This window comes from Corynebacterium sp. CTNIH16 (assembly GCF_032821655.1).
GTDB lineage: Bacteria > Actinomycetota > Actinomycetes > Mycobacteriales > Mycobacteriaceae > Corynebacterium > Corynebacterium marquesiae.
The window spans coordinates 96,593-121,839 of record NZ_JAVBIG010000004.1; the positions used below are offsets into that span (position 1 = coordinate 96,593).

23 protein-coding genes, 2 tRNA genes and 1 pseudogene are annotated in these 25,247 nt (G+C 59.8%); 10 read left to right on the top strand and 16 right to left on the bottom strand.

What is annotated here, in order from left to right; genetic code table 11:
* Positions 1-77 precede the first annotated feature (77 nt).
* Positions 78-150: transfer RNA gene (locus RAE04_RS05255), tRNA-Ala, on the top strand.
* A gap of 256 nt (positions 151-406) precedes the next feature.
* A complete protein-coding gene (locus RAE04_RS05260) occupies positions 407-655 on the top strand; it encodes a hypothetical protein (protein WP_049378424.1) in 249 nt (82 codons plus the stop codon).
* Here the strand turns inward: RAE04_RS05260 and RAE04_RS05265 are convergent.
* The 3 genes from RAE04_RS05265 to RAE04_RS05275 form a co-directional block, all read right to left on the bottom strand.
* Positions 652-1,122 carry an N-acetyltransferase gene (locus RAE04_RS05265; protein WP_317026736.1) on the bottom strand — a complete coding sequence of 157 codons (471 nt, stop codon included), beginning with the start codon at positions 1,120-1,122 and terminating at the stop codon, positions 652-654. The genes RAE04_RS05260 and RAE04_RS05265 overlap by 4 nt on opposite strands.
* 99 nt (positions 1,123-1,221) lie before the next feature.
* Positions 1,222-1,425: a hypothetical protein gene (locus RAE04_RS05270; RefSeq protein ID WP_005326240.1), complete on the bottom strand. Its 204-nt coding sequence runs from the start codon at positions 1,423-1,425 to the stop codon at positions 1,222-1,224.
* 133 nt (positions 1,426-1,558) lie between these two features.
* Entirely contained in the window at positions 1,559-2,299 is a 741-nt protein-coding gene (locus RAE04_RS05275) for a hypothetical protein (RefSeq protein ID WP_317026659.1), read from the bottom strand.
* Between the two features lie 282 nt (positions 2,300-2,581).
* On the opposite strand from RAE04_RS05275, the gene RAE04_RS05280 reads away from it, so the two are divergent.
* Together RAE04_RS05280 and metE are read left to right on the top strand one after the other, a co-directional pair.
* Entirely contained in the window at positions 2,582-3,514 is a 933-nt protein-coding gene (locus tag RAE04_RS05280) for a methylenetetrahydrofolate reductase (RefSeq protein ID WP_179387196.1), read from the top strand.
* The gene (gene metE, locus RAE04_RS05285) at positions 3,501-5,771 is read left to right on the top strand and encodes a 5-methyltetrahydropteroyltriglutamate--homocysteine S-methyltransferase (RefSeq protein ID WP_317026660.1); all 2,271 of its coding nucleotides are present in this window, start codon (positions 3,501-3,503) and stop codon (positions 5,769-5,771) included. The genes RAE04_RS05280 and metE overlap by 14 nt, the downstream gene beginning before the upstream one ends.
* A 50-nt stretch (positions 5,772-5,821) precedes the next feature.
* Here metE and RAE04_RS05290 read toward each other — a convergent pair whose 3' ends face one another.
* The gene (locus RAE04_RS05290; protein ID WP_284811814.1) at positions 5,822-6,460 is read right to left on the bottom strand and encodes a DedA family protein; all 639 of its coding nucleotides are present in this window, start codon (positions 6,458-6,460) and stop codon (positions 5,822-5,824) included.
* A 142-nt stretch (positions 6,461-6,602) separates the two neighbouring features.
* Here RAE04_RS05290 and RAE04_RS05295 point away from each other — a divergent pair, with 142 nt between their 5' ends.
* Positions 6,603-8,240 carry a dihydroxyacetone kinase family protein gene (locus tag RAE04_RS05295; RefSeq protein WP_317026661.1) on the top strand — a complete coding sequence of 546 codons (1,638 nt, stop codon included), beginning with the start codon at positions 6,603-6,605 and terminating at the stop codon, positions 8,238-8,240.
* On the opposite strand, the gene RAE04_RS05300 is transcribed toward RAE04_RS05295, so the two are convergent.
* Positions 8,200-8,859 (bottom strand): HAD family hydrolase, encoded by a 660-nt coding sequence (locus RAE04_RS05300; RefSeq protein ID WP_317026662.1) that lies wholly within the window; start codon positions 8,857-8,859, stop codon positions 8,200-8,202. The genes RAE04_RS05295 and RAE04_RS05300 overlap by 41 nt on opposite strands.
* 69 nt (positions 8,860-8,928) lie before the next feature.
* Between RAE04_RS05300 and RAE04_RS05305 the strand changes: the two genes are divergently transcribed.
* From RAE04_RS05305 to RAE04_RS05320, 4 genes are all read left to right on the top strand, one after another.
* A complete protein-coding gene (locus RAE04_RS05305; protein WP_005326254.1) occupies positions 8,929-9,459 on the top strand; it encodes a peptidylprolyl isomerase in 531 nt (176 codons plus the stop codon).
* Positions 9,460-9,567: 108 nt separating this feature from the next.
* Positions 9,568-10,221 carry a rhomboid family intramembrane serine protease gene (locus tag RAE04_RS05310; protein ID WP_286688556.1) on the top strand — a complete coding sequence of 218 codons (654 nt, stop codon included), beginning with the start codon at positions 9,568-9,570 and terminating at the stop codon, positions 10,219-10,221.
* A 306-nt stretch (positions 10,222-10,527) separates the two neighbouring features.
* Positions 10,528-11,985, top strand: coding sequence for an NAD(P)/FAD-dependent oxidoreductase (locus tag RAE04_RS05315; protein ID WP_317026663.1), 1,458 nt, complete (start codon positions 10,528-10,530; stop codon positions 11,983-11,985).
* Positions 11,986-11,990: 5 nt separating this feature from the next.
* On the top strand, positions 11,991-12,686 hold the full coding sequence (locus RAE04_RS05320; protein ID WP_317026664.1) for a CPBP family intramembrane glutamic endopeptidase: 696 nt from the start codon (positions 11,991-11,993) through the stop codon (positions 12,684-12,686).
* Here RAE04_RS05320 and RAE04_RS05325 read toward each other — a convergent pair.
* The 9 genes from RAE04_RS05325 to RAE04_RS05365 form a co-directional block, all read right to left on the bottom strand.
* Positions 12,683-13,261, bottom strand: a complete 579-nt coding sequence (locus tag RAE04_RS05325; protein ID WP_317026665.1) for a hypothetical protein — start codon at positions 13,259-13,261, stop codon at positions 12,683-12,685. The genes RAE04_RS05320 and RAE04_RS05325 overlap by 4 nt on opposite strands.
* Positions 13,262-13,335: 74 nt before the next feature.
* Positions 13,336-13,605 carry a cell division protein CrgA gene (crgA, locus tag RAE04_RS05330; protein ID WP_238801878.1) on the bottom strand — a complete coding sequence of 90 codons (270 nt, stop codon included), beginning with the start codon at positions 13,603-13,605 and terminating at the stop codon, positions 13,336-13,338.
* A gap of 64 nt (positions 13,606-13,669) precedes the next feature.
* Positions 13,670-15,628, bottom strand: coding sequence for a Stk1 family PASTA domain-containing Ser/Thr kinase (gene pknB / locus RAE04_RS05335; protein ID WP_317026666.1), 1,959 nt, complete (start codon positions 15,626-15,628; stop codon positions 13,670-13,672).
* Positions 15,629-15,631: 3 nt separating this feature from the next.
* Positions 15,632-17,077: a serine/threonine-protein kinase gene (locus RAE04_RS05340; protein ID WP_317026667.1), complete on the bottom strand. Its 1,446-nt coding sequence runs from the start codon at positions 17,075-17,077 to the stop codon at positions 15,632-15,634.
* Complete coding sequence (locus RAE04_RS05345) at positions 17,077-18,507, bottom strand: penicillin-binding protein 2 (RefSeq protein WP_317026668.1); 1,431 nt, start codon at positions 18,505-18,507, stop codon at positions 17,077-17,079. The genes RAE04_RS05340 and RAE04_RS05345 overlap by 1 nt, the downstream gene beginning before the upstream one ends.
* Positions 18,504-19,856, bottom strand: coding sequence for an FtsW/RodA/SpoVE family cell cycle protein (locus tag RAE04_RS05350; protein ID WP_317026669.1), 1,353 nt, complete (start codon positions 19,854-19,856; stop codon positions 18,504-18,506). The genes RAE04_RS05345 and RAE04_RS05350 overlap by 4 nt, the downstream gene beginning before the upstream one ends.
* A gap of 3 nt (positions 19,857-19,859) precedes the next feature.
* Positions 19,860-21,224: a PP2C family protein-serine/threonine phosphatase gene (locus RAE04_RS05355; protein ID WP_317026670.1), complete on the bottom strand. Its 1,365-nt coding sequence runs from the start codon at positions 21,222-21,224 to the stop codon at positions 19,860-19,862.
* The gene (locus RAE04_RS05360; protein ID WP_005329668.1) at positions 21,221-21,673 is read right to left on the bottom strand and encodes an FHA domain-containing protein; all 453 of its coding nucleotides are present in this window, start codon (positions 21,671-21,673) and stop codon (positions 21,221-21,223) included. Before RAE04_RS05360 ends, RAE04_RS05355 begins: the two co-directional genes overlap by 4 nt.
* Before the next feature lie 25 nt (positions 21,674-21,698).
* Positions 21,699-22,532, bottom strand: a complete 834-nt coding sequence (locus tag RAE04_RS05365; protein ID WP_005326268.1) for a DUF3662 and FHA domain-containing protein — start codon at positions 22,530-22,532, stop codon at positions 21,699-21,701.
* 209 nt (positions 22,533-22,741) lie between these two features.
* Between RAE04_RS05365 and RAE04_RS05370 the strand changes: the two genes are divergently transcribed.
* Positions 22,742-22,829: transfer RNA gene (locus RAE04_RS05370), tRNA-Leu, on the top strand.
* Between the two features lie 188 nt (positions 22,830-23,017).
* On the opposite strand, the pseudogene RAE04_RS05375 reads toward RAE04_RS05370, so the two are convergent.
* Positions 23,018-23,395 (bottom strand): annotated as a pseudogene (locus RAE04_RS05375) (IS6 family transposase); the annotation flags it as partial.
* Positions 23,396-23,756: 361 nt separating this feature from the next.
* Complete coding sequence (locus RAE04_RS05380; RefSeq protein WP_317026671.1) at positions 23,757-25,238, bottom strand: multicopper oxidase family protein; 1,482 nt, start codon at positions 25,236-25,238, stop codon at positions 23,757-23,759.
* Between the last annotated feature and the right edge of the window lie 9 nt (positions 25,239-25,247).

Consider the following 25,247-nt stretch of genomic DNA (forward strand, 5'->3'; position numbering starts at 1 on the left):
GCCAAAGTGATTTGAGCGGTTCAGGTTGGGAGCGGTTTGTAGTTACTTCGGCTGCGGTAGTAAAGTATCTAGGCACTGGGGCATTAGCTCAATTGGTAGAGCATCTGCTTTGCAAGCAGAAGGTCAGGAGTTCGATTCTCCTATGCTCCACAGCATGAAGTCCGGCTTCCTCTTCGGAGGGGCCGGACTTTTTCTACGTGGTGGGGTTCAGGGGTCGAATTGGCTGCGATCGCAACTTTCGTCCATACAAACCGTGGTTTCCGTCGACGGTTGTGCCGGTTTAGATGGACGAAAATCGTGAACAGCGAAAGAAGAGGGTGGAAGTCTGCAAGGTCGCGGGGGAGAAACTTTCAGTACAGTGAATGGGGAATCATTACCGTCCCGCGATACCACTAGGAGACCAACCATGACCGCCAACGCTCGCTACAGTGATCCCTTTACCTCGGCAGACAAGGAAGTTGCGGCGCCGGAGGGCGCGGAATTCGTTGTAGTGCGCAAGCGCGGCGAGTCCGCAGTGGATGGCGAGGTTGTGAGCTTTCACAGCACCCGCGAAGAGGCGCGCGAGGCGGTTATGGCAGGACTGACCGAGGAGTTTAAGACGGCCGTGGATAACGAGCCGATTTACGTCACCCACGCCCGCCTGCGTTCGCTTTAGAAGCGCTTGACCATCACAAAGTGATCCTCGTGGCTGCCTACGTACTCGAAGCCAAGGTGCTCGTATAGGCCTTTGGCGCGAGGATTATCGGGGTGGACGGCTAGCGAGATGCCGGGGGCGCGCAGGGTCTGGGCGAGGGAAATGGCGGCGTCGATAAGCGCGGTGGCAATGCCCTGGCCCTTATAGCGGGCCTCGACCGCGATGGCGAGCTCCGGAATGGCGGGCTCGACAAAGCCAAAGCCGTGGTTATCCTCCGTACCCCAGTTGAGCCACACGCCGCCAGCCGGGACGAGCTCCTCCCATGCGATGAAGCCGCCCTGATTGGGCTCCCAATTTTCCACGTAAAAGGCAAAATCATCGGCAAAATCGGGGGAGAGCTCGCCGTGCTCGTCGCCGAAAGTATCGGTGAGGAAGTTGAGTCGGGCGAGGTAGGTGCGGTCAGATTCTTGGGTTGCGCGAAGTTCCATAAGATCCACGATAGACGGCGGGCCGTAGCGTGGGGTGGGCACGCGAAAAATCCCTTCCGTACAAGCCGGTGACCTGCAGGGAAGGGATTGTGCTAACGCTTAGGCTAGGTGGTAATTGCGGACGTCGTGACCGTTGAACTCGCGCTCGATGCCGGCCTCATCCACGGAGTGGAAGGTGGTTCCGTTATCGATGGCGAAGCGCAGATTATCCACGCGAGAGGAAGGGTCTTTGGACACCGCACCCGCCGGGAAGTAGTACGTTGAGCCGTCTTTGAGCTTGACGGTGAGGGACTCAAAGCTCATTGTTCATCTCCTTGTAGAAAGATCCCTAATGTGGGGATTCAATCAAGAGATTTTTGTTTAGGCAAAGCAATGAGATCTAGACAACGCTACGCATACCCCCACGGCGGGGTGGTAAGCGTATTTATTCCTCGGTTTACAGGCGGTGCTTGCCCTCGTTTTGGTGGTCATCGGTAACGCGGGTGGTATCGGCCGGCTGAGCTGCTTCTTCCTCGCGGTGCTTGGCCAGCTGCTCATCGATGGAGCCGAGGAGCTCCTCATCGCGTACGGCACCTTCTTCAACGAGGTCAGACTGGGTGTCATTCTCGCTGGTGGAGGTGTAGACCAAGGTGGACTCCGGAGCGGTGTGGGAATCGGACTGGAAGTCGTCCACGCGTGGCGGGGTCTGGGACGGCTTGTCGTTGGAGCGCAGCCAGTAGTAGGCACCACCGGCTGCAGCGGACAGCAGGGCGATGATGCCGGCGAAGATCCAGCCCTTAGAGGACTTCTTATTCTTCTTCTGCTTCTTGGCTACCTTTGCGGACTTCTTCTTGAGGTTCTTCTGGGCCTTCTGAGAATCCTTCTTGGCCTGCTTGCGGGCCTTCTTAGCCTTCTTGGTGGCTTCTTCCTTGGCGTCGTTCAGGCGCTCGGTGGCGTCTTCGCGGTAGTCGTTGAACTCCTCCAGGGCGCGCTCGAGGCGGGAGTGTGCGGCGCGGGTGACGGCGCCTGCCTGACGGCGCGGCTCGGCGAAGGTGCCGTTATCGCGCTCGTCCATCTTCTGTGCGGCCTCTTCCAGGGCGGTGTAGGCCTCGCGGGACTTTTCCTCGCGGTAGTTATTGAACTGGCTCCACAGGTTCGATGCGGTCTTAAAGGCCACCTTCAGTGTGGTGGGGTTCATGGGGTGGGACACTCCTTAACTCAGATTTATCAAGTCGCTTTCACCCAGCATAGTGACGTGGTGGTTGGTGTACCACCGTTCGCGTCGTGGCGTACAGCGGGTACGCGCTAGAAATAGACCGCTTGGTTCAGAATCAACGATTATTATTCACCTAATTTTTCGCTAACCTCGCAGTTTGCGGGCTTGCAAAGGTATCACCATTGCACAATCGCTACCGCGCTAACTGAACAGCTTGGTACGTTTTTCTCAACACACCAACGACGACCAGCAAAGGAGGTGACCATGAGCCCGCGACTTTCGGCTTCCGCGCCCTTGGACTATGAAAGTGAAGAGGAAGCACATGCGCCCGAGCGCCTTGCCCTTTCCTTTGAGGTAATCCCGCCGCGCCACGATGCCGATGCCGCCAAGATCGACCGGTTACTAGAAGTCCTGGAAAGCTATCACCCTGATTACATCGCGGTGACCAGTTCCCAGCGCTCCGGTTGGTTGGAGGGAACCGCGGCCTTCATTGAGAAGATTTCGCAGAACACCTCTATGCGCCCCCTGGCGCACCTGGCCTGCACGGCCGGGACACGCGACGAGCTCATCGGGTGGATTAATCGCTTGGTGGATGCCGGCGTGCGCGGCCTGCTGGCCCTGCGCGGCGATCTCCCCGAAGGGGGCATGCCCGAGCACTACCTGCAACATGCCGATGAGCTGGTTCGCCTCATCCGTCAGCTAGAAAGCCATCAGGCGGCCCGCTTCGCCGCCGGCCGCCTCGCGGTGAGCGTGGCGTGCTATCCCAGCGGCCATGCCGAATCCAAGAATGAGGACGAAGACTTCGACGTCCTGCTCAATAAGCAGCGCCTCGGCGCGGACTTTGCCATCACCCAGCTTTTCTTTGACGCCGAGGACTTCCTCCGCTTCGCCCAAAAAGCCAAGCTAGCCGGGGTGAAGATCCCCCTCATTCCGGGGATTATGCCCATGACCAGCCTGCGCCGGTTGGAGCGAATGGGGCAGCTGTCCGGGCTGACCGTACCCGAGAGGGTACGCACTCAGCTCGCGGCAGCGACAACCCCAGAAGAGGAATACGAAATCGGCATGGAGCTTACCGCCCAATTGGCCCGCACCATCGTGGCCGGCGGCGCGGACGGCCTCCATATCTATACCCACAACAACCCGGACATTACGCAAGACCTGTTATCTCGAATCGGAGTAGACAATGACGAACACTAACTTCCCCAAGGCGACGATTGAGGGCTACCCTCGCGTCGGCGCTAACCGCGAACTCAAGCGTGCGCTGGAATCCTACTGGGCCGGCCGCATCGATGCGGAAACCTTCGAGTCCGCCGCACATTCCCTGCGCCTGGATACTTATAACCGCCTGCGCGACCTGGGACTTACTGAGGACTACGCCATTCCTGCCGACGTCGCCTACTACGACCAAGTGCTCGAGACCGCACTGACCGTTGGTGCCGTGGCCGGCGAGACCCTGGATGATGAGTTCACCTTGGCCCGCGGCAATAAGGACACCGCGCCGCTGGAGATGACCAAGTGGTTCGATACCAATTACCACTACATCGTCCCGGAAATCGCCGATGACCAGGACTTCAAGGCGCACCCGCAGCGCGTTATCAAGCTGGTAGAAGAGGCCCGCGCGGCAGGCCACACCGTGCGCCCATACCTCGTCGGCCCGGTTACTCTGCTGGCCCTGTCTAAGCAGGCAGAGGGTGCTACCAAGTCTCCGCTCGACCGCTTGGATGATGCCGTCAAGGCCTACCAGGAGGTACTGGCTGAGCTGGATAAGTCCGGCGTGAAGTGGGTACAGTTGGCCGAGCCTGCCCTGGTAGCGGACCTGACCATCGCCAATGATGAGGAACTGGCCGCCCACACCAAGCGCGCTTATGAGGCAATTTTGGGTGCGGACAATCGTCCGCAGGTATACCTCACCACCCCGTATGGCTCTGCGCGCAAGGGCCTCGAGGTCCTGGCCGAGCTCAAGCCGGAGGCCGTGCAGGTGGACCTTTCCGTGGGCACCCTGGCACTCGATGAGGGCTACCTCGATCGCGTGAAGAACCTGAAGTCCCACGTGGTTGCCGGCCTTATCGACGGCCGCAATGTCTGGGCCGCCAACCTGCGCGACCTGCGCTCCAAGTACGAGGACCTAGAGAGCAGCCTCGACTCCCTTTCTGTATCGACCTCCGTATCCTTGCAGCACGTGCCACACACCGTGGAGGCAGAAACCAAGCTGCCTGCAGACGTCGCCACCTGGTTCTCCTTCGCCAATGAGAAGGTCAAGGAAGTCGTCGCCCTGTCCCAAGGCCCGCTGGAGGCACCGGAGGCGTATAGCATCAGCGACCGCGCAGTGCGCACCCGTGCCGAATCCGAGCGCATCCACAACGCGGCGGTCAAGGCGCGCATCGAGAAGCTACCGGCCGGCGAGGTCAAGCGCGAGCCTGCCTTTGCTGAGCGCAACGAGGCGCAGAAGGAACTCGGCCTGCCGCAGCTGCCAACCACCACTATCGGCTCCTTCCCCCAGACCAAGGAGATCCGCCAGGCGCGTGCGGCGCACCGCAAGGGCGAGCTTTCCGACGCCGACTACAACGCCGCCCTCAAGGACGAGGTCAAGTCCGTCATTGAGCTGCAAGAGCGCCTCGGCCTCGATGTCCTCGTTCACGGCGAGCCGGAGCGCAATGACATGGTCCAGTACTTTGCCGAGCTGCTCGATGGCTTCGTCACCACCGAAAACGGCTGGGTCCAGTCTTATGGCTCCCGCTGCACCCGTCCGCCAATCGTGGTTGGTGACATCTCCCGCCCGGCTGCGATGACCACCGAGTGGTCCAAGTACGCCCAGTCGCTCTCGGAGCACCACGTCAAGGGCATGCTCACCGGTCCGGTGACCATCTTGGCCTGGTCCTTCGTCCGTGATGACGTACACCAGTCCGTCTCCGCGGACCAGCTCGGCGTCGCGCTGGCGGATGAGGTGCATGACCTGGAAGAGGCCGGCATCGACATCATTCAGATCGACGAGCCGGCCCTGCGCGAGCTGTTGCCGCTGCGTGAGGAAGACCGCAAGGCGTACCTGGACTGGGCCGTGCGTTCCTTCCGCCTGGTAGCCCTCGAGGCCAAGCCGACCACCCAGATCCACACCCACCTGTGCTACTCCGAGTTCGGCCAAATCATTGATGCCGTTGCCGGTTTGGATGCCGATGTCACCTCTATCGAGGCGGCCCGCTCCCGCATGGAGCTGCTGGAGGATATCGACGAGACCTTCCACTCTGAAATTGGCCCGGGCATCTACGATATTCACTCCCCGCGCGTGCCTTCCGTAGCGGAGATGGCCGAGCTCATCCGCGCCGCGCTCAAGCACGTGCCGGTCGAGCGCCTGTGGGTTAACCCGGACTGTGGCCTGAAGACCCGCGGCTACGAGGAGACCGAGGCCTCCCTGCGCAATATGGTGCTGGCTCGCGATGAGGTGCGCGAGTCCCTCTAAATCCTCCCTAATCGCACCGCAATCCCGGCTGAGTGATGGACAAAAGGTCCTTACGCGGCCGGGATTTCGCGCTTTTCCTGGCGGCGATTATTGATCCAGCCGATGATCATCGGCAGCACGGAAATTGCCACCACGATCAGCATGATGATGTCGATGGAGTGGGCAATGCCCGGGATACCGCCCAGCAGGACACCGACGAGCAGCATGGAACCTACCCAGCCCACGCCGCCGAGGATATTCCAGCGCAGGAAGGAGGAGTAGTCCATTTTTGCGGTGCCGGCGGCGAAGGGGACGAAGGTGCGCACAATCGGCACGAAGCGGCCCAATACCAGGGCCACCGGGCCATGGCGCTGGAAGAAGTCTTCCGCGCTATCAAGGTGTTCGGTGCGCAGGATGCGGGCATCGTCCTTGAAAAGCTTGCGGCCAAAGCGGCGGCCCAAGTAGAAGCCCACCTGGTCGCCAGCAAAGGCGGCCACCGCGGCCACGACAAAGAGCAGCCAGGCGTTGATGTCGAGTTCGTGGCGCAAGATGGCCGCGGTAACGAGCAGTGAATCACCTGGCAAGAATGGGAAAAGCACGCCGGACTCGATGAAGATGACGACGGCGACGCCGAGGAGGATATAAGGTCCAAAGCTTTGGAGCAGCGAGCCTGCGTCCATGAGGTTGTGGAGGGAGGACAAGAAATCCATGTGCGGATCCTTTCTTAGTGGTTCCTTTAGTATCCTCCGCAAACTGCAAAGTAGCTGCGAATCCACTGGGTGTCCGAATGGAACCGATATGTTTCTTTCCTCCTCCTAGCTTCCGGGTAAGAAACATCACTAGCGTGGGGGTATGAACCACTCCGCATTCCGCAATAGTCAAGACACTTTTCTCTCCGACGCCCTTGCTGGGCTCATCGCCAACCACCCCGATGCTCGCTGGCACGACGTTGGCTTCATTGGCCGCTCCACGCCGCTGCGCACCGCGGACGGTGATCCGGCAGTGGCGGTGATTTCCGGTGGCGGTTCCGGCCACGAACCGATGCATGCCGGGTTTGTCGGCCAGGGGATGCTCGCAGCGGCCTGCCCGGGATTGCTCTTTACCTCCCCGAACGCGGTCCAGGTAAGCGAGGCCACCCAGTGGGCTGACCAGGGCAGGGGAGTAGTCCACGTGGTGAAGAACTACACCGGAGACGTCATGAACTTCACCGTCGCCCGCAACGCCGCCGAGGCGGTAGACACCCGCACGGTACTGGTGGCCGATGATATTGCCACCGATGGCAACGAGGACGGCCCCGGCCGCCGCGGTACGGGCGCGACCATCCTGGTGGAAAAGGTCGCAGGCGCCGCCGCCTACCGCGGCGATGACGTGGACACAGTCGCTGAGTTGGGCAAGCGTGCCGCAGAGAATTCCCGCAGCATGTCCGTGGCGCTGGGCGCCGGCTTCATGCCGACCACCGGCCGCGAAACCTTCGATCTGGATGCCGGCCAGATGGAGGTGGGCGTGGGCATTCATGGCGAGCCGGGCACGCACACCGAGCAGGTGGGTAGCGCGAGCGCCATTGTGAGCCAGGTCCTGGATAAGATCGCGCCCGCCCTTGAGCTGGGCCAGGGCGATGAGGTGGTGTGCCTGGTCAATGGCCTCGGCGGCACCACCCCGCTGGAGCTGAGCCTGCTCTTTGGCGAGGCCTCCGCGCAGCTTTCCCAGCGCGGCGTCACCGTCGCCCGGTCGTTGGTGGGCTCCTACGTCACCGCAGTCAATATGCACGGCGCTTCTTTTACGCTGCTCAAGGCAGATGCGGAGCTGCTCGAGCTTATCGACGCCCCCACAGGTGCCCCAGCCTGGCCACACACCCTGGGCGGTGCGAAGGCGGTGGAACCGGCCACCATCACCTTCCAGGATGAGCTGCCTACCGAGGGTGAGGAGAATCAGTGGCTCACCGCCTTTGTGGAACGCCTTCAAGCTTCCTTTGCGGCACTTACTGAGTTGGATCGCAGGGCCGGCGACGGCGACTTTGGCCAGAACATGGAGGCGGCCTTCAGCGGCATCGAGCTTCCCCTGCGCGGCACGGATACTGAAATCTTCACCGGGCTAGCCAAACGCCTGCTCGTCCTCGCCGGCGGTACTTCCGGAGCCGTCTTCGGCACGCTCTTTAATGAATTGGCCCGCGCGGAGTCGCTGGCGGATGGGCTCAATGACGCGGCCGACCTCATCCACGAGCTTGGTGGCGCGAAGCGCGGCGATCGCACCATGCTCGATGCCCTCATCCCGGCCGCCGAAAAGGCCCGCGAACTAGGCGCGAAGGATCCGGATGCGGAGACTTTGCAGGCCCTTTTTGATGCTGCCCATGCCGGAGCCCTCGACACCGAGGACCTCGCGGCAAAGAAGGGCCGCGCTTCCTACCTGGGAGATCGCAGCAAGGGAGTTATCGATCCGGGCGCCATCGTGGTCAGCTGGCTTTTCGGGGGAGAACCTCTTTCAACGCGCTAAGCGAGCGCAGATCCCCATCGCCCGCACGGTCGAGGTGGAGCGCATGCAGACCCGCCGTGCGCGCGCTCTGCACATCGTTGGTGAGGGAATCGCCCACCATCAGCGTGTCCGCGGGGGCCGCACCCAGCTGATCGCAGGCGGCGAGGTAGGCCGCGCGCTGCGGTTTGGGGCAGCCGAGGTCGACGGTGGGGATGAGGTGGACGTCGGCAAGCGCAAGGCCTGTCGCCTCCAGCTTGGCCTGTTGCATCTCGCGCTCGCCGTTGGTGAGAACGCCCACCTGGAAGCCGGACTCGAGGGCCCAGGTGAGGGTGGGCAGGGCGTCGGCAAACGCGCGCCATTGCTCCCGGTAGGCGGAAAGATAGCCGTCGTAGGCGGCCAGCGCCTCGGCATCGCTCATCTCTCGGCCGAGGAATTCGCGGCAGCGCGCCGACCGCTGGCCGTGGTGGGAGACCTCGCCGCGCTCATAGGCTTGAAACCACTTTCGTTCAATGGCCGCGAACCGCGCATGCTGGCCCTCGGGCAGTCCGAGTTCGCGGCACCACTGATCCACTGCGTCCCGGGCCGCGCCGGTGTGGTCGAGCAAGGTGTCATCCAGATCAAAAAGTAGCGCGCGAATCATGCCTTCAGGCTAGCGCGATCGCTGACAGCGTTATGTCATGCGCGGCAGGCGCGCGTTAAATTCTTTACAATGGCTGGCATGACTCAGAAGACCGCAACTGCAACGATGCATACCAACTACGGTGACATTGTTATCGATCTCTTCGGTAACCACGCACCGGTAACCGTTGAAAACTTCATTGGCCTAGCCAAGGGCGAGAAGGACTACTCCACCCAGAACGCAAAGGGCGAGCAGTCCGGCCCGTTCTATGATGGCGCAATCTTCCACCGCATCATCGATAACTTTATGATCCAGGGCGGCGACCCTACCGGCACTGGCCGCGGTGGCCCGGGCTACCAGTTCCAGGACGAGTTCCACCCGGAGCTGCAGTTTGACCGCCCATTCCTGCTGGCTATGGCCAATGCCGGCCCAGGCACCAACGGCTCCCAGTTCTTCATCACCGTGGCGCCGACCCCGCACCTGAACAACCACCACACCATCTTTGGTGAGGTTACCGATGCTGCCTCCCAGGAGGTTGTGTCCAAGATCGCCAAGGTTGATACCGACCGCATGGACCGTCCGCACGAGGACGTTGTTATCGAGTCCATCGATATCGCGTAATCGCTTTTTCCCTCGGGCCCGTCACCGCATTTCCGTGCGGCGGCGGGCTCGTTGCAGTTTTACCCCAAGCAATCTACCGCTAGACCCGCCCCAAGGACTGACAACTTCATGACCATGGTGAGAAACTATATCCGCGCTACCCCGGCGACCGCGCTCATTGCCGCCGTTTGCATCATTGCTTGGCTTATTACCGCGGTGCAGGCTCGCACGCTAGGAGCCACCTTCTATGATTCCCCGCTCGCAGCGGATTGGGGCCTGTGGGGACCGGATTATCCCTTCCGCCCTCAGGCTGCGCTGTCTTCGGAGTTTATGCACCTAGACGCGGGCCACTTGGCGGTGAATATGGTCATGCTCTTGCTCATAGGCAGGGAAGTGGAGCGGGCGCTTGGCACTGCGCTGTACCTCGCCGCCTACCTCATTTCTTGCCTCGGTGCGTCCGCCATGATCTTGAAATTCGACTTCAATACCCCCACCGTCGGCGCTTCCGGTGCGCTCTTCGCGCTCATGGCCATGCTCGTAGGCGCTTACCGCCAGCGCGGGCTCGATCTCCGCGCGCCCATCGCCCTCGTTCTGGCGAATGTGGCCTATACCTTTCTAGCCGATGGCGTATCCCTGTGGGGACACCTTGGCGGGTTGTGCACAGGCATCGTGTTGAGCCTTTTCCTCTATCGAAAAAGCCCCACCCTCCGCTGGGGCGGCGTTGCTGCGGTGGCCGCGGTAGTCCTCGCACTATTAGCCCACCAAGCTGGGTTTTGGGGATAACTGTGGAATTTGATCACCGGAAAGCGTGTGCGAAAGAATTCCACAATGGTTATCCACATTGTGGATAACTACATTTTTGTAATTTACCGAACGTCCTTCCGGAGTTTTCCCTAATCGCGCTGGTCTGGGCCGTGTGAAAGTGTGAAAATCAGCTTGTGGAAGCCCGTGAAAACAGTTATCCACAGGGTGTTAATAATTGTGTGAAATTCACATTTCACAGGTTTTCTCCACAGCCTGTGGATAACTTTCTACCCATTGTGTTAACAAGACTGATAAATTTGGGCATTGACCTGCATAAGGAGCATTGTGGATTATCAACCTCGCGCTGTGATCGTCGGCGCAGGCCCGAATGGACTCACGGGCGCGGCGCGCTTGGCTATGGCCAGATGGAGTGTGGATATCTACGAGCGCGCCGGCCGGGCCGGTGGTGCAGCAGCTTCGTCTACGGAGATTTTCCCGGACACGATTGTGGATCTCGGCGCGGCCGGGCACCCCTTTGGTGTAGCGAGCCCGGCCTTTCGCGCCCTCGACCTGGAAGCCCACGGTCTGCGGTGGCGCAATGCGCCTTATCCCATGGCCCATCCGCTAGAAGGCGCGCCGGCCGGGATCTTGCACGGTTCTTTGGCGGACACGGCGGCGGATTTGGGAGCCGATGCCCAGGCGTGGAGGCGGTTGCACGGGCACATCGTCCGCCACATCGATGAGCATGTGGACAATGCGCTTACCCCGTTGGTGCGTTGGCCCGAAAGACCCGTGCGCTTGGTGCAATTTGGCGCGGCCGGAGTCTTGTCCGCCAGCAGCTTGGCGGGGGCGGCCTTTCGCACACCCCAGGCCCGCGCGCTCTTTGCAGGCAGCGCGGCCCATGCGATTACCTCGCCCACCTCGCCTTTGACCTCGGCGTTCGGCCTGCTCTTTGGCGGGCTAGGCATGACCCGCGGCTGGCCCGTGGTGGAGGGTGGCACCGGTGCTCTTATCGACGCCCTCCTTAACCTCCTCCGCTCCCACCATGCCCGCCTCCACACCGGATGCGAGGTCACCGATCTGCGGGAGCTGCCTCAGGCCGATGCGACCATCCTGAACCTGACCCCGCGCCAGATAATGCGGCTGGGCGGTCTGGAACTGCGGGGCGGCACTCGGCGGAGCCTGGCGCGCTGGCGCTATGGCAGCGCCGTCTTCAAAGTGGACTTCCATCTCAGCGAACCCGTCCCGTGGGCCGATCCGCGCGTGGGTCAGGCCGGCACCGTGCATGTGGGTGGCACCTTGGAGGAGATATGTGGGGCTGAGGGGGACGTCGGCAAGCGGCGTATGCCTAAGCGACCCTTGGTATTAGCATGTCAGCAATTTGTTGCCGACCCCTCCCGAGGGCAAACGCTGTGGACCTATGCGCATGTCCCGCGCGGCTATGTGGAGCGCTATCCGGGTGAGGTCACCGAGCTGATTGCTGCCCAGATCGAGCGCTTTGCCCCCGGATTTCGCGATACCATCCTGTCGACCCACGCTACGAGCCCGGCCGATCTGGAGCGATGGAATCCCAATCTGGTGGGCGGTGATATTGCCGGCGGCGCCATGACTGGGCTGCAAACCCTCCTGCGACCACGCCTTTCAACCCATCCGCACCGTCTCGCGCCGGGAGTCTTCATGGCCTCTAGCTCCGCCGCTCCCGGCGCTGGCGTGCACGGTATGCCGGGATGGTGGGCAGCGGAGGAAGCGCTTAGCTCACAAATAAATTCATCCACAAGTATGAGACTGGGGATGGAACGCTAGGCTGTATGACTATAACGTTGAAGAATTCTCAGCTTCACCCTCCGGTCAGAGGCGTGCATATGGCGTGGGCGGCAGCAAGTGTAGCTGCCATGTTCACCGGTGCGGCGATTGTCGGAATTGCCTTTGGGCTGGCCTGCGGCGGGGATAGTTCCTGGATTGCCCTGGGAGTTTCACTAGGCGGCGCGATTAGCGGGTTGGGCATTTTATGGTACGGCTTCTATCGACGTCTTGGCTGGTCCCGCCGCGACTTCGGCTTTCTTCCCTGTACACATTCGCTTTGGCACCTCCTATGGTGGATACCTCTTACCCTGCTGGGCGGTGGCGCGGCTACGGGAGTGATTGGATGGCAATTCGGTACCGAGCAAAAATCTTCAAGTATCGCTGAAGGCATAGACATCAGTCCTGTTGCTGCTGTGCTCGCGGTCGTGTGCGGTGCAGTGGTCATTCCCCTTATCGAAGAAGTTGTCTTCCGGCGAGTTCTTTTTGATTGGTTGCAAGGAAAAATGCCAACTGCCATAGCTGCTTCTCTAACGGTGGCCATTTTTGCGGTAATGCACGGCATCCCTATGGTGGTGGTCTACTTAATCTTTGCTGGCACATCACTTATTATTGCGCGACTGTGGTTTAAATCCCTCACTGCACCGTTTCTCATACACTGCGTAAACAACGCCGTGGTATTCCTGGTCGCACTTAACGGTTAATCCTGCTGTGCCTTGGGTCGTGCTTGCCGCTGCCAGATGAAAAAGCCTGCGCCGATGAACCAGAGAGTCGCGGCGGCGAAGTACCCAGGAATGGTCGTGGTGCGGGGCAGGTAGGAGCTACCGGGGACCTGCCCGGTTATGACGGGTTCGAGGAAGAAGCCAAGGGCGGCGGCATAGTCAAACCAACGGAACCGTGCCGAGGCGGCACCGGCTAGGCCCAGTACCGGTCCAGAGATGAGCGCTAGGAGGAACCACTGGGCGTTGTACTCGAATGCCTCGCGCCAGTTATATACCCTGAAGAACACGAGCAACGCGTAGTGCACCGCCAGCATCAAAACGATGATTCCCGTACCGGCCAGGGGTGCCTTGCGCCACCGGCCCGGAAAATCCTTACCCATGAGGTAGCTAAAGATTCCCCACACCATCCCCGAGCCTAAGACGTTACCAAGGTAGTTGCGCACGGAAAGCCGGAGGGGACCGGCGCCGGTGAGGAGGGTGGCGTCGGCAAACGCGATATGCACGGCCGCGTAGGCAACCGCAATAATGAGGCCAGCAGCAAGAATATGGCGAGACATGTGGCTCCTAGATATGAAAAATCCTCGCCACCTACAGGAAGTAGGAAGCGAGGGAATAGGCTGTGGCGTTTAGCTTAGCGCCACCCCATGGTCATCAGCAGGCCAATGATGGCGAGCCCGAAGCCAATGCCATAGTTCCAAGGGCCGAGTTCCGCCATGAATGGGATGTCTTCGCCAGCGAGATAATTGACCACAAGCCACAGCAGGCCGATGACCATCAGACCCAGCATGATGGCGACGTACCACTTCGGGGTGCCCTCAGAATTAATCTTGACGGGCGTGCGGTTGGTAGCAGAGCTCGAGGTAGGGACGGAGGAGCTCTGGGAAATCTTTGACTTCGGCATAAGATACCTTTTCTAGATTTAAGTTCTTATCTAAGTTCTTACTGAGGCCTTAGGATACCAGCAGTTATGGCTGCGGCAGAAGTGCAGCGGGGTCGAAGTTCCACAGGCGGATATCAATATTTTGATCCTTGCGCATGGTATCGCCCGGGTTCACAGACGCCCAGCCAATCTTATTGGCATCCACCAAGGCACCGGTAGGTGCCGGCTCGCCCACGATGAACTGGCCGGTCCAGCCAGCCTCCCGCAGCGCAGCCTCAGCCTGGCCTTGATTCTTGCGTACCAGGTCAGGGGCCTTAAAGAGCATTCCATTGGATACCTCAACGGTAACGGGCTTGCCCTTTTCCAGCTCCGCGCCCTGATTGGAGACGCTAAGCACCGTGCCCTTTGGCTCCAAGGAATCTACCTCGCGCACGTCTACGTCAAAATCATTCGACTCTAGGCGGCTCTGGGCATCCTCGACATCCATGCCGGCAACATCGGGCACGCGCTTCTTCTCGACGCCCTTAGATACCGTCACCCGCACCTTCGATCCCTTGGACAGCTGCGTGCCGCCGGCCGGGTCCTGCTTGATGATCTGGCCGGCTGGGGAGTCGTCGTTTTCCTCCGAGACATCGGAGTTGAGCGCCAAGCCTGCCTCTTGGAGGGCCTGGGATGCTTCGTCCAAGGTCATGCCGGTGATATCTGGGACATCCGTAATCTCCTTGCCGGAGGAAACAGTTAAGGTCACCGAGGCATTCTTCTGCAGCTCGGAGCCTGGGGCCGGATTAATGCGGATGGCATTATTGCGTGGAATATCCGGGTTGGCCTCCTCATTGACGGTGACCTGCAAACCCATGTCTTCTAGTTCCTTAACCACCTCGTTGCGCGGGCGGTTTTCCACCTCTGGCACGGTGATTTTGTCCTGGTGGGCCGATTGGGTCTGGCGTGGCTTATCTTCAGAGCCTTTATCGTTGGAGAAGAAGTCCCAGGCGAAGTAGCCCACGATGGCCACCAAGAGTGCGGCCAGGAAGGCTGCCAGCCACTTCATCCAGCCGCCACCCTGATTCTCATCGTCCTCGGTGGGGCGGGTGGACTGGATTGGCGCGCGGTGCGCGGCCGCAGCTGGTGCGGCGGCGCCGACCATTTCGGTAGGCTGCTCGTCTTCTTCCTCGTTGACGTGCATGCGCGCTGCAGCGGTGACCTGCCCATTGCGCAGGCGCTCCAAATCGCCGGCCATCTCCCAAGCGGACTGATAGCGATCCGCCGGGTGCTTGGCCATAGCGGTAAGTACTACCGCATCGATATTGACGCGTTGGGTAGGAGTCAGCGAGGGATCCGCGATGAGCTCCGACGGCGGCGTCGGCTCTTCCTGCACATGCTGATACGCAACCGCAAAGGGGGTTTCGCCCTCAAAAGGAGTATGGCCAGTAAGCGCCTCGTAGAGCACACAGCCCAGCGCATAGACATCGGAGCGGGCATCCGCGTTCTTACCGCGGGCCTGCTCCGGGGAAAGGTACTGGGCGGTGCCGATAACGGCGGAAGTTTGCGTCATCGCCGAGGTGGAATCATCCAAGGCACGGGCGATGCCGAAGTCCATCACCTTCACCTGGCCGGTGTTGGTGAGCATAATATTTGCTGGCTTGATATCGCGGTGAATAATCCCGGCCTCGTGCGAGGCTTGCAGTGCATCCGCTACCGGTTTGAGGATATCTGCCGCCTCCTGGGCGGACAGAGCGCCATCCTCGCGAATGATATCTCGCAGGGTGCGGCCGTTGACCCGCTCCATGACGATATATGGGATGGTCATGCCATCCAGCTCGGTTTCACCAGTGTCATAAACCGCCACGATATTGGGGTGATTCAGCTTGCCCGAGTTCTGGGCCTCGCGGTAAAAGCGCTCACGGAAGTTGACGTCGCGCGCCATTTCCGGGCGGAGCATCTTTACCGCTACCTGGCGGCCTAGGACGGTGTCTTCGGCAGCATAGACCTCAGACATGCCGCCGGCGCCGATGATCTCGCCTCTCCGATAGCGGTCATTGACCATCGCTTAGTCACCCTCCTGTGTAAGTAGATCGGCCAAGTCTCCGGGGAGCTCATTAGCCTGCGAGTTTACTGGAGTATCCAGCTCAGGTGTGTTTTCAACGTGCGTATCCTGCGGATTCTGTTGCGTTGGTACGGCCGGGGGCTGTTCCTGGTGGGTAGGCGAGTGGCGCGTGGGTGTCTCGCGGTGAGTCGTACGCGGGGCTTCTTCCTGATCGGATTCCTGCTGCTCGGTCTCTGTCACCGTCACCGGTGCCGGGGCCTCTGCTGTATCTTCGTCCGGGGTGTCCTGCGGGGTGGTGGTGGGATCGCGGTATTCCGTAACTACCGAGGTTTCCGGCGTGCTGGAGGGTTCGCTTTTTCCTTCTTTATCGCTCAAATTCTGATAGGCGGCGTAACCGCCGCCGGCCAAGGCTGCGAGGAGCAGGGTGATACCCAGGCCCTTCAGGAAAGAGGAGCCACCCTTGGATTCCTTTTGCGGAGCGGTTCCTGCTGCCGGATGGATCGTGGTGGGTTGGGCGACGTTGCCCAGCATCTCCGTCGAGGCAGACGGCGATGGTTCTGGTGCGCGCTGCGTTAGTGGAGCAGACTTAGGCTGCGGCGGGCGCTTGCCCAAGCGAACTGCGGAGATGGCCAGAGTGAACTCATTGCCATCGGCGTAGCGGGTAGAGGGGTCCTTGCGCAATGCGATGCGAATGAGCTCGCGGGCTGGAGCGCTGATATTCGTTGAGAGCGGCTCTGGCTCCTGGTTGATGTGCGCCAAGGCGATGGACACGGAGGAATCTCCGGTAAAAGGGCGCTTGCCGGCGAGCATTTCGTAGCCGACGACGCCGAGCGAATAGACGTCGGAAGCCGGCGTGACGTCCTTGCCCTGTGCTTGCTCAGGCGATACATACTGTGCGGTACCCACCACCATGCCGGTGCGGGTCAGCGGCACGGCCGCAGCCGCCTTAGCAATGCCAAAGTCCGTGATCTTGACTTGGCCATTTTGCGTAATAAGCAAGTTGCCGGGCTTAATATCGCGGTGCACTAGCTCCATGCGGTGAATGATGGATAGTCCATGTGCCGCTTGCTCGAGGACGTCGAGAGCGAGCTCTTCTTGCAGCGTATTTTCGCGTGCCAAAAGGTCCGCGAGGGATTCGCCGCGCACATACTCCAGGGCCATGAAGCAGAACTTGCGGCCGTTATCCTCTAGCTCGCGGTAGTCATAGGTGGCCACCACGTTTTCAGACTGAATGGATTCAGCCGATTTCGCCTCGTTGCGGAAGCGCGAGAGGAACTCCTGGTTATCGGAAAATTCCGGACGCAGAACCTTGAGTGCTACCTCACGATCATTGCGGGTATCATCGGCCAACCACACGGTGGACATTCCGCCGTGACCGATGATCCACTGCAGCTCGTAGTCGCTGCCAATCAGTGCCTGGAGATGTTCCTTATTCTCGGCGCTATTCATTACTGCTCCCCCTGGTATGCGCGCAGGATGGCGCGGCCAATTGGGCCGGAAACCTTGCCGCCCGTCGCGGACTCACCCAAGTTACCACCATTTTTCACCACGACGCCCACTGCAATATCCCGCTCCGGATCGAAGGCGACGTACCACACGTGCGGGGCCAGGCCCTCGCCATGCTCAGCGGTACCGGTCTTGGAAGCAAAGCCATTGCCATCATATCCAGCGGAGGAACGCTCCGAGGCATACATCAAATCAGTAAGCGTAGCCGCAGTTTCCTCGTTAACCGCTTGGTCCGCCTTCTTTGGTTTGGTGGTGCGGATGTCCTTCATCTGGGCGTCGGTAATGCGATTGATCAGGTAGGGCTGCATGCGGGTGCCCTTATTGGCTACGGTGCCCGCCATGACGGCTGCCTGAAGTGCGGTCATGGTGACATCGCGCTGACCAATGGCGGACTGCGCCGTGGCCGCCCCATCTGGCAATTCACCCAAGGTGCCGGCGGAGGTGGAGACACCGAGGTCATAGTTTTCTCCTACGCCAAAGGCCTTGGCATATTTGCGCAACTCATCTGCGCCGAGTTGCTCCGACATCTCCACAAAAGCGGTATTGCACGACAGTGCAAAGGCGGTCTGCAGGGTTACCGCATCCTGGCCGTTGCACTTTTGGTTGGCATAGTTAGTCAGCTCCGTCACCGTGTCTGGCAAGGTAATGACATTGGAACCGGTCAGGGTGGAGGAAGGATTAAAGCCGTTGTTCAGGCCCGCCGCAGTGGTGATGATCTTGAAGATGGAACCCGGAGGCAGCGTTTCTGCACCGGCGTGGTTGACCAGCGGCTGTCCCTCTTGCTCTTGCAGGTTGGCCCAAACATCCTCGGCGGAATCACCCATCAGATCATTCGGGTTATAGCCAGGGTTGGAAGCCATAGCCAGAATCTTGCCGGTGGAGGGCTGAATGGCAACCGCCGAGCCTTCGTAACCTGGGCCCACCAGCTGATCATAGGCAGCCTGCTGGAGTGCAGGATCGATGGTGACCTCTACATTGGCACCCTGCTTCGGCTTATCGGCTAGAGCATCGAGCCAGTTTTGCTTCATTAAAGAATCATCAGTGCCATTGAGGATGTCATTTTGGGAGGACTCTAGTTCCGAGGCACCAAATTGGCTCGACAAGTAGCCGGTTATGTTGCCAAAGGCCGGTGAATCAATGGGGTAGGAGCGCGAGTAGGTCTCGTCTGGGTTCTGCGTCGACTGTGCCAGCACGGTATTACCCGCAAAGATCTGGCCGCGCGGGGTGGTCTGCATTTCCATGAAGCCGCGCATATTCCGCGGATTATGGGCATATTTATCTTCAGAAAAAGCCTGAATCACCGTCATATTGACCAGCAAGATGGCCGTCAAAATGATGGCGAACAGCGACACTAGACGGATGGATCTATTCATCGGTGAGCCTCCTGGACCGACGGGAACATGGAGGTATCGCTCGGCGCATTGCTCGAGGTCTCCTGCATGGGGCGACGAGCCGCGTTAGAGATCCGCAGCAGAATCGCCAATAACACATAGTTAGCCATGAGAGAGGAACCACCGGCAGACATGAATGGCGTGGTCAGGCCGGTCATCGGTAGCAGTGCAGAGATGCCGCCTGTGACCACGAAGACCTGCACGGCCAAGGTAAGAGAAAGACCAGATGCTACCAGCTTGCCGTAGGTATCGCGGGTGCGCAGAGCGGTACCGAAACCGCGGGTGACCAGCATGGCGAAGAGCACCAGTACGGCGGCTAGGCCAATGAGGCCGAACTCCTCACCGATTGCGGCAAGGATGAAGTCCGAGTGGGCCACCGGAACTAGTTCTGGATGCCCCTCGCCCAAGCCGCTGCCAGAGATTCCGCCAGAAGACATGCCGAATAGCGACTGGGAAAGCTGGAAGCCCGTGCCATCATAATTGCCCAGCGGGTCTAGGAAGTTAGAAAAACGCTGCTGGATCTTGGAGGAAATCTGGTAGATGCCAAAACCTCCGACGCCGACGAGAACGACGCCGATAAGTAGCCAGCTCACACGGCCGGTGGCCATGAATAGCATGCCGAGGACGGTGCTAAACAGCAGCAGTGCCGGGCCGAAGTCATTGGAAATGCCCATGATGACGATCGCGATGGCCCACACGATCAGGATGGGTGCTAGGTCGCGAAGGCGCGGCAGGGAGATACCGAATACTCGGTAGCCTGCGACGGTAAACAGGGAGCGCTTCTGCGTCAGTAGCATTGCAAAGAACAAGATCAACAAGATCTTGGAGAACTCACCCGGCTGGATGGAAAAGGGGCCCAAGTTTATCCAGATGCGTGCCTCTACGTCCTCAGGCTGCGGCCATACCAGTGGCAGGGCCAGCAGAACAAGGCCTGCGGCGCCCAAGATATAAGAGTAGCGCGTCAGCGAGCGGTGATCCTTCAAAATAGCTAAGACCAGCACAAAGAGCACGAGTCCGACGATGGTCCACATGACCTGGCGCACGGCGAGGCCGCTTTCATTGACCAGATCCAGGCGGGCCAACATGATGAGCCCGATGCCATTGAGGATCGCCACGATGGGCAGCATGATCTGATCGGCATAAGGCGCTAAAAAGCACATCACCAAATGGGCGACAGTAAAGACTCCAATGAACCCGCCAATGAGATAAACCAGATCCATGGTCAGCGCGTTGTCTTGGGATAGCTCCAAGCTGACCAAAGTAATAGCAAAGACGATGGCGGCTAGGATGAGCAGGCCGAGTTCGGTGCCTCGGCTAAAAAACTTTTTCACAACCTACACCTCCCGGCAGGTGACGCCAGGTTTGTTTTTCTTGGCATCCTTTTTATCTTTTTGGCTCGGCGCAGTGATACATGGTTTGAGCGCCTTATCGCCCAAATCATTGATCTGTTGCTGCACCTCACCTAGATCACCAGTGGAGAGATGGTCGACGGCGCTGCGTTCAGATTCCGGCAGGTCCGTGACCTTCAGCGGCGTGAAGTCGCTCTCGCACGGCTGGCTGGAAAATAGCAGCGAGTTGCTGTCATTAATGCACACGTTTTGGTGCGTGGAGTGTAGTTCCTTGCCAAAGACGGAATAGTCAGCACCCTGTTGGATGGTGATTTCTTGTGCCTCGTTGGTAGCCACGTAGTAATTATTGGACAAGAAGTTCTTCGCCCACAGACCGAAACCGATGACCAGCGCGAGGACGATGAGCAAAGCAAGGAGGACCTTCCAGCCGATCTTTCGGCCGGAAGTTTCGTCCTCCGCTTCGTCATCAGCTGGCTCGGGGCGCTCCTCCTCACCATCGGCCATGACGGCCGGCGGAATTACTTGAGGCTTGCGGGAGAGCTGTGCCGCCCGCGAGGCGGAAGAATCCGGATGGGTTGGTTCTTCCGTAGGGCCGGCGAGGGCGCCTACGCGGAATGGTTCGTGCTCCTGGGGGCTTTCCTCGGTTACTTCACCGATAACCACGGTGACATTATCCGGACCTCCGGAGCGGATGGCCAGGTCTACCAGCGCGGATCCCGCCTGTTCGATGCTGCCTTGCCCCAGTGCGGTTTCAATAGTGGAGGCTGTTACCGGATCAGAAAGCCCATCGGAGCACAACAGGATACGGTCGCCGGGCTTGGCGTCGAGGGTAAATAGCGTTGCCTCGACCGGGCGGCCCGTATAGGCCTTTAGAATGAGGGACTTTTGCGGGTGCGAAGAGACATCGCCTGGGTCCAGTTCGCCCTTATCCACCAAGGATTGCACGTAGGTATCATCCTTGGTGATCTGCTCGAGTTTGCCGTCGCGCAACAGGTAGCCGCGGGAATCACCCACGTGGCAGACGCCGAAATCCGTGCCGTTGAAGAGCATGGTGGACAGCGTCGTACCCATACCTTCGGTTTCTGGGTGGGCTTTGACGTGATCACTAATGGCCTCATTGGCTTGTTCGGCGGCCGCTTCCAGTAGCGCCGCGGTGTCTTCCTGGCCCGGATCTTGGTCCAAAATTTCTAGGTGGTTGACCATCAGCTCGGAGGCAACCTCGCCCGCCGCGTGGCCACCCATGCCATCGGCCAAGATCAAAAGGTGAGGACCGGCGTAGCCTGAGTCCTCGTTGTTGTCGCGAATGAGGCCGCGATCGGACTTAGCAAAGAAGTTCAGCTTCAGTGTCATGCGTTCAACCTCACGGTAGTGCGCCCCAGCTTAATTTCGGAGTCCGCGCCGACTACCTCGGGTTGGTCGATGCGCACGCCATTGACAAAGGTGCCATTGCGAGATTCCAAATCTTCCACGACCCACTCGCTACCGCGGCGGAATAACCGGGCATGGTGGCCGGAAGAATAATCGTCGCCCGTGACAAAGTCGCAGTCAGAGGCGCGGCCCAGCGTGCAGTCCTCCAATGTGCCCAATTCCATATGGGATCCCTGCAAGGGGCCCTCAACGATGGACAGCTGCTTAATCGCTTCCCGACGCCGCGGTGCTCCCACCTTCTTCGACTGCTGGCGGATAGCGCCGGCGGACTTATTGGTATCGCGACGCATGGCGTTTAAGGCCACCAGGATAAAAATCCAAAGCAGAGCCAACAAGCCGATGCGAAGCGCCAGCATGATGACTGCATCCATGGCGACCTCCCTTCCTTAACTGAACTTAGTAGCTGTGCGAATCAAGGCCCGTGATGCGAACCTCGATGTGGGAATGGCCCATGGTGATCACATCGCCATCGGCAAGCAGCCAATTATCAATCGGCGTCTCATTCACCGTGGTGCCATTGGTGGACTGCAAATCCACCAGCACCGCATCCTGGCCGTTCCAGGTGATTTCCGCGTGCTGGCGGGATACGCCAGTATCCGGCAGGCGCAGGTCCGCGTCATTGCTGCGGCCGATAATATTGGAGCCTTCTTGCACGTGATAAACGCGTGAAGAGCCATCCTGCAGCATCAGGTTGACTGCGGGGCCCTGTGGCTGCGGGGCGGGTTGACTATCTGGAGCAATGAAAGCGGTAGTTACCGCGTCATCAGCCGTATTCTCGTGCTGCTCGGTCATCTGGTCCTCCTGACCATCAAAGTCGTGGAAAATAGCCTCAAATCCGGTCTCTTCCGTGGGCTCGTGATCAATAAACGAGGACACGCGAAGCTGACCCGTGCGCAAACCAGATTCTTCTGCCACTCGCACGATCACGGGGCCCGCGAGGGACCATCCGCTATTGCGAATGAAGCGCGACAACTGGTCTGCACAATCGGCCGGCAAATTGCGATCCTGCGACAAGTTCTCCAAATCCTTGGAGGAGACACCTACAGTCATCACGTTCGGACTATAAAGATTGTCATCGTCTCCGCGCGCAAGATTGTCCTGAGCCTCTTGCTTCAAAAGCTCATCAATTTCCGCGGGAACGACCTTGCCGCCGAAGACAAGGGCCATGCCGTTATCAAGGCCGCGTTGCATGGCGGAGTCCAGCTTCGCCAGCTTTTCTAAAAACGCCACGAGCCATTCTCCTTTCCACCATGCAGCGATCAGTAGCGATCAGTAGCGATCAGTATAGTTTGTTCACTCCCTCGAAACGTAGATGGCGACGCGAAAGTTCCCAGAAATTTCGCCACCCCCTCCTCGAAATAATCCACTTTTCCTGCAGATTTGTAGTTCAGTGCGATCTTCGTGGTATCTTTATCAAGTCGCTAAGACACCCACACCCTGCCCGGGTGGCGGAATTGGCAGACGCGCTGGCTTCAGGTGCCAGTGTTCGATAAGAACGTGCGGGTTCAAGTCCCGCCCCGGGCACCATGAGCAGTTGAACAAACTGCAATACCGGAGGTAACAAACTCGAAAGGGTTCGTGACCTCCGGTTTCTTTGTTTTTCTGAACTTGAGCGGTCGAGGATTAAAAGTGCGGGGATTTACATCCTAACTCCCGCTCTCGGCTTTCGTACTTTTGTTTTTGATGGTGTTAACAAGTCATCTTGCTTGTTGTCTTGATCTGACGGCCTTGGCCAAGAAACACTTCGCTGCGGCCACGTTCCGATTCGGAGAGAGGTAAAAGTCCAGGGTCTGGCCACCGGCGGTGATCGTCCGATAGAGGTAGCACCACCTGCCGCCGACCCGGATATAGGTCTCATCCACCCGCCAGGAACTAGCCTGCCAGTAAGGTACCTGCCGGTACCACCGTGTTTGCTTGTCCAGCTCAGGGGCGTATTTCTGGACCCAGCGGTAGATCGTGGTGTGATCGACCGGCACGCCCCGCTCAGTCATCATTTCCTCCAGAGCGCGGTAGCCCACCCCGTAGCGGCAGTACCACCCACTGCCCACAGAATGATGCCACGGGGAGAAATGACAACCGGAGAAAATACCCATGGCTGTGACTATTTCACGTCACTCTTCCTACTGCCCCAACTTTGCAACAGCACCTGTTCGATAGCGTTTAGGCGGGCATGTCGGTATGGGCCTCTAGGCTTGGGGCTATGGGCTTTTAGCAAACCTCCTGAACCGCTACGCCCCGCGCACACCGGGCAAGCCGGTCTTTGCGGTCATTGATACCGAAACCACCGGCTTTAACAAGTGCTACGACCGCATCATTGAACTTGCTGCCGTGCACGCCGACGCATACTTCAATCCCGTCAACTCCTGGCACACATTGCTCAACCCTGACACCAACGCCGTGTCCACTACTCGGGGGCACCCCCGCCCACCTCGGCACTCAACCCTGCTGTGGCGGTTACTCGTAGCGAAGCGAGCTGAACATCCCGGTTTCCATGTGATAGGCGTTATGACAGTGAAATGCCCACTCACCGGGGTTGTCAGCGATCAGGTCGGCAATCATGGTTTCACCGTGGCGGAGAAGGACGGTGTCCTTGCGTAGCCCGCCGCTGCCGGGCAGCGCCCACGTGTGGCCGTGGATGTGCATGGGATGGGGCATCATGGTCCTGTTGCGCATGACCATCCGCAGGCGCTGGCCCTCCTGCACGGTCGCGGAGGAGGATTGGCCGTCGGTGAGAATGCTCCATTCATACGGCATCATCTGCCCGCCCAGGTCGATGCTGACTTCTCGGTCTGGTGTGTCCTCGGGCAGGAGTGCACGGTCTGCTGGCTTCAGGGAGGACAGAAGCAGTCCGGTGGACGACAACTCGGGGAAGTCGACATCGGGGTGGGGGGCCTGGCCGCCGGCGGTGCGGATGACGGCGAAGGCACGGTCGTCCTTACCCACCGCCAAAGCCGTGAGCGGGAAGATACCGTCGTCGAGGATGACCTCGACGTCGACACGCTCGCCCATCGACAGGTAGATCGATTCGGTCTCCCTGGGTTGGACAGGGAAGCCGTCGGTGTGGGTCACGGTCATGCGGTGGCCACCGAGGGCCACCTTGAAGATGGTGTCACCGCCGGAGTTGATAAACCGCAGGCGGGCCTTGTCGCCCGGGCGAGCCTCGAAGGTCCGGTGAGCACGGGGGATACGTCCGTTGATGAGGTAGTGCGGATACATCACATCGCCGGCATCCCCGCCCAGTACCCGGTCCGGGGTGCCGTGCATCATATGGCCGTGACCTCCCATCCCCTTCTTCCCGTTATGGTCACCCGAACCCATTCCGGTGAGCTTGTCGAGCTCATCGTCGGGAGTGCCCTGAATGCCATCGACCCAGTCGTCGAGCACGATGGTCCACTCGACGTCCTGGTCCTCAGCGTCTTGCGGGTCACGGACGATCAGTGGGGCGTGGAGGCCGCGATCAAGCTGCAGGCCGGAGTGGGAATGGTAGAAGTAGGTGCCACCATGGGGGACTTCAAAAACATAGGAGAAAGACTCGCCAGGTTCAATGGGGTCCTGGGTCATGCCGGGCACACCGTCGGCTGCGTTGTGGAGTGCGATGCCATGCCAGTGGATGGAGGTGCTCTCAGGCAGTTCATTGGTGATATCGACCTGGAGGACGTCGCCGGCGGTGGCCTTAATGGCCGCATCCCCGGTGTCAGAGACGTATCCCCACGTCTTGGCTTCGATACCGCCGATATCCAGAGAGAGGGGCCGGGCGGTCAGTGTCCGGCGCACTGTCGGCTCACCGAGCGCAGTGGGGGTGGGAGTGGGGCGAAGGGAGGAACCTGGTGCCGAGGCAGCGGGTCCAGGGTCGCTGGTGCAGGCGGCCACGGCCCCGGTGCCGGCGAGGACGAGCCCACCGAGCAGAAACTGTCGTCGGGAAAATCCGTTTATCATGATTTAACT

Excerpts from the sequence above, each read along its gene's own strand:
- RAE04_RS05340 (WP_317026667.1), bottom strand. The coding sequence starts at position 17,077 with ATGAATAGCGCCGAGAATAAGGAACATCTCCAGGCACTGATTGGCAGC.
- pknB (WP_317026666.1), bottom strand. The coding sequence starts at position 15,628 with ATGGTCAATGACCGCTATCGGAGAGGCGAGATCATCGGCGCCGGCGGC.
- RAE04_RS05380 (WP_317026671.1), bottom strand. The coding sequence starts at position 25,238 with ATGATAAACGGATTTTCCCGACGACAGTTTCTGCTCGGTGGGCTCGTC.
- RAE04_RS05260 (WP_049378424.1), top strand. The coding sequence starts at position 407 with ATGACCGCCAACGCTCGCTACAGTGATCCCTTTACCTCGGCAGACAAG.
- RAE04_RS05320 (WP_317026664.1), top strand. The coding sequence starts at position 11,991 with ATGACTATAACGTTGAAGAATTCTCAGCTTCACCCTCCGGTCAGAGGC.
- RAE04_RS05290 (WP_284811814.1), bottom strand. The coding sequence starts at position 6,460 with ATGGATTTCTTGTCCTCCCTCCACAACCTCATGGACGCAGGCTCGCTG.
- RAE04_RS05305 (WP_005326254.1), top strand. The coding sequence starts at position 8,929 with ATGGCTGGCATGACTCAGAAGACCGCAACTGCAACGATGCATACCAAC.
- RAE04_RS05345 (WP_317026668.1), bottom strand. The coding sequence starts at position 18,507 with ATGAATAGATCCATCCGTCTAGTGTCGCTGTTCGCCATCATTTTGACG.
- RAE04_RS05360 (WP_005329668.1), bottom strand. The coding sequence starts at position 21,673 with ATGGATGCAGTCATCATGCTGGCGCTTCGCATCGGCTTGTTGGCTCTG.
- crgA (WP_238801878.1), bottom strand. The coding sequence starts at position 13,605 with ATGCCGAAGTCAAAGATTTCCCAGAGCTCCTCCGTCCCTACCTCGAGC.
- metE (WP_317026660.1), top strand. The coding sequence starts at position 3,501 with ATGACGAACACTAACTTCCCCAAGGCGACGATTGAGGGCTACCCTCGC.
- RAE04_RS05310 (WP_286688556.1), top strand. The coding sequence starts at position 9,568 with ATGACCATGGTGAGAAACTATATCCGCGCTACCCCGGCGACCGCGCTC.
- RAE04_RS05275 (WP_317026659.1), bottom strand. The coding sequence starts at position 2,299 with ATGAACCCCACCACACTGAAGGTGGCCTTTAAGACCGCATCGAACCTG.
- RAE04_RS05300 (WP_317026662.1), bottom strand. The coding sequence starts at position 8,859 with ATGATTCGCGCGCTACTTTTTGATCTGGATGACACCTTGCTCGACCAC.
- RAE04_RS05355 (WP_317026670.1), bottom strand. The coding sequence starts at position 21,224 with ATGACACTGAAGCTGAACTTCTTTGCTAAGTCCGATCGCGGCCTCATT.
- RAE04_RS05265 (WP_317026736.1), bottom strand. The coding sequence starts at position 1,122 with ATGGAACTTCGCGCAACCCAAGAATCTGACCGCACCTACCTCGCCCGA.
- RAE04_RS05270 (WP_005326240.1), bottom strand. The coding sequence starts at position 1,425 with ATGAGCTTTGAGTCCCTCACCGTCAAGCTCAAAGACGGCTCAACGTAC.
- RAE04_RS05325 (WP_317026665.1), bottom strand. The coding sequence starts at position 13,261 with ATGTCTCGCCATATTCTTGCTGCTGGCCTCATTATTGCGGTTGCCTAC.
- RAE04_RS05295 (WP_317026661.1), top strand. The coding sequence starts at position 6,603 with ATGAACCACTCCGCATTCCGCAATAGTCAAGACACTTTTCTCTCCGAC.
- RAE04_RS05280 (WP_179387196.1), top strand. The coding sequence starts at position 2,582 with ATGAGCCCGCGACTTTCGGCTTCCGCGCCCTTGGACTATGAAAGTGAA.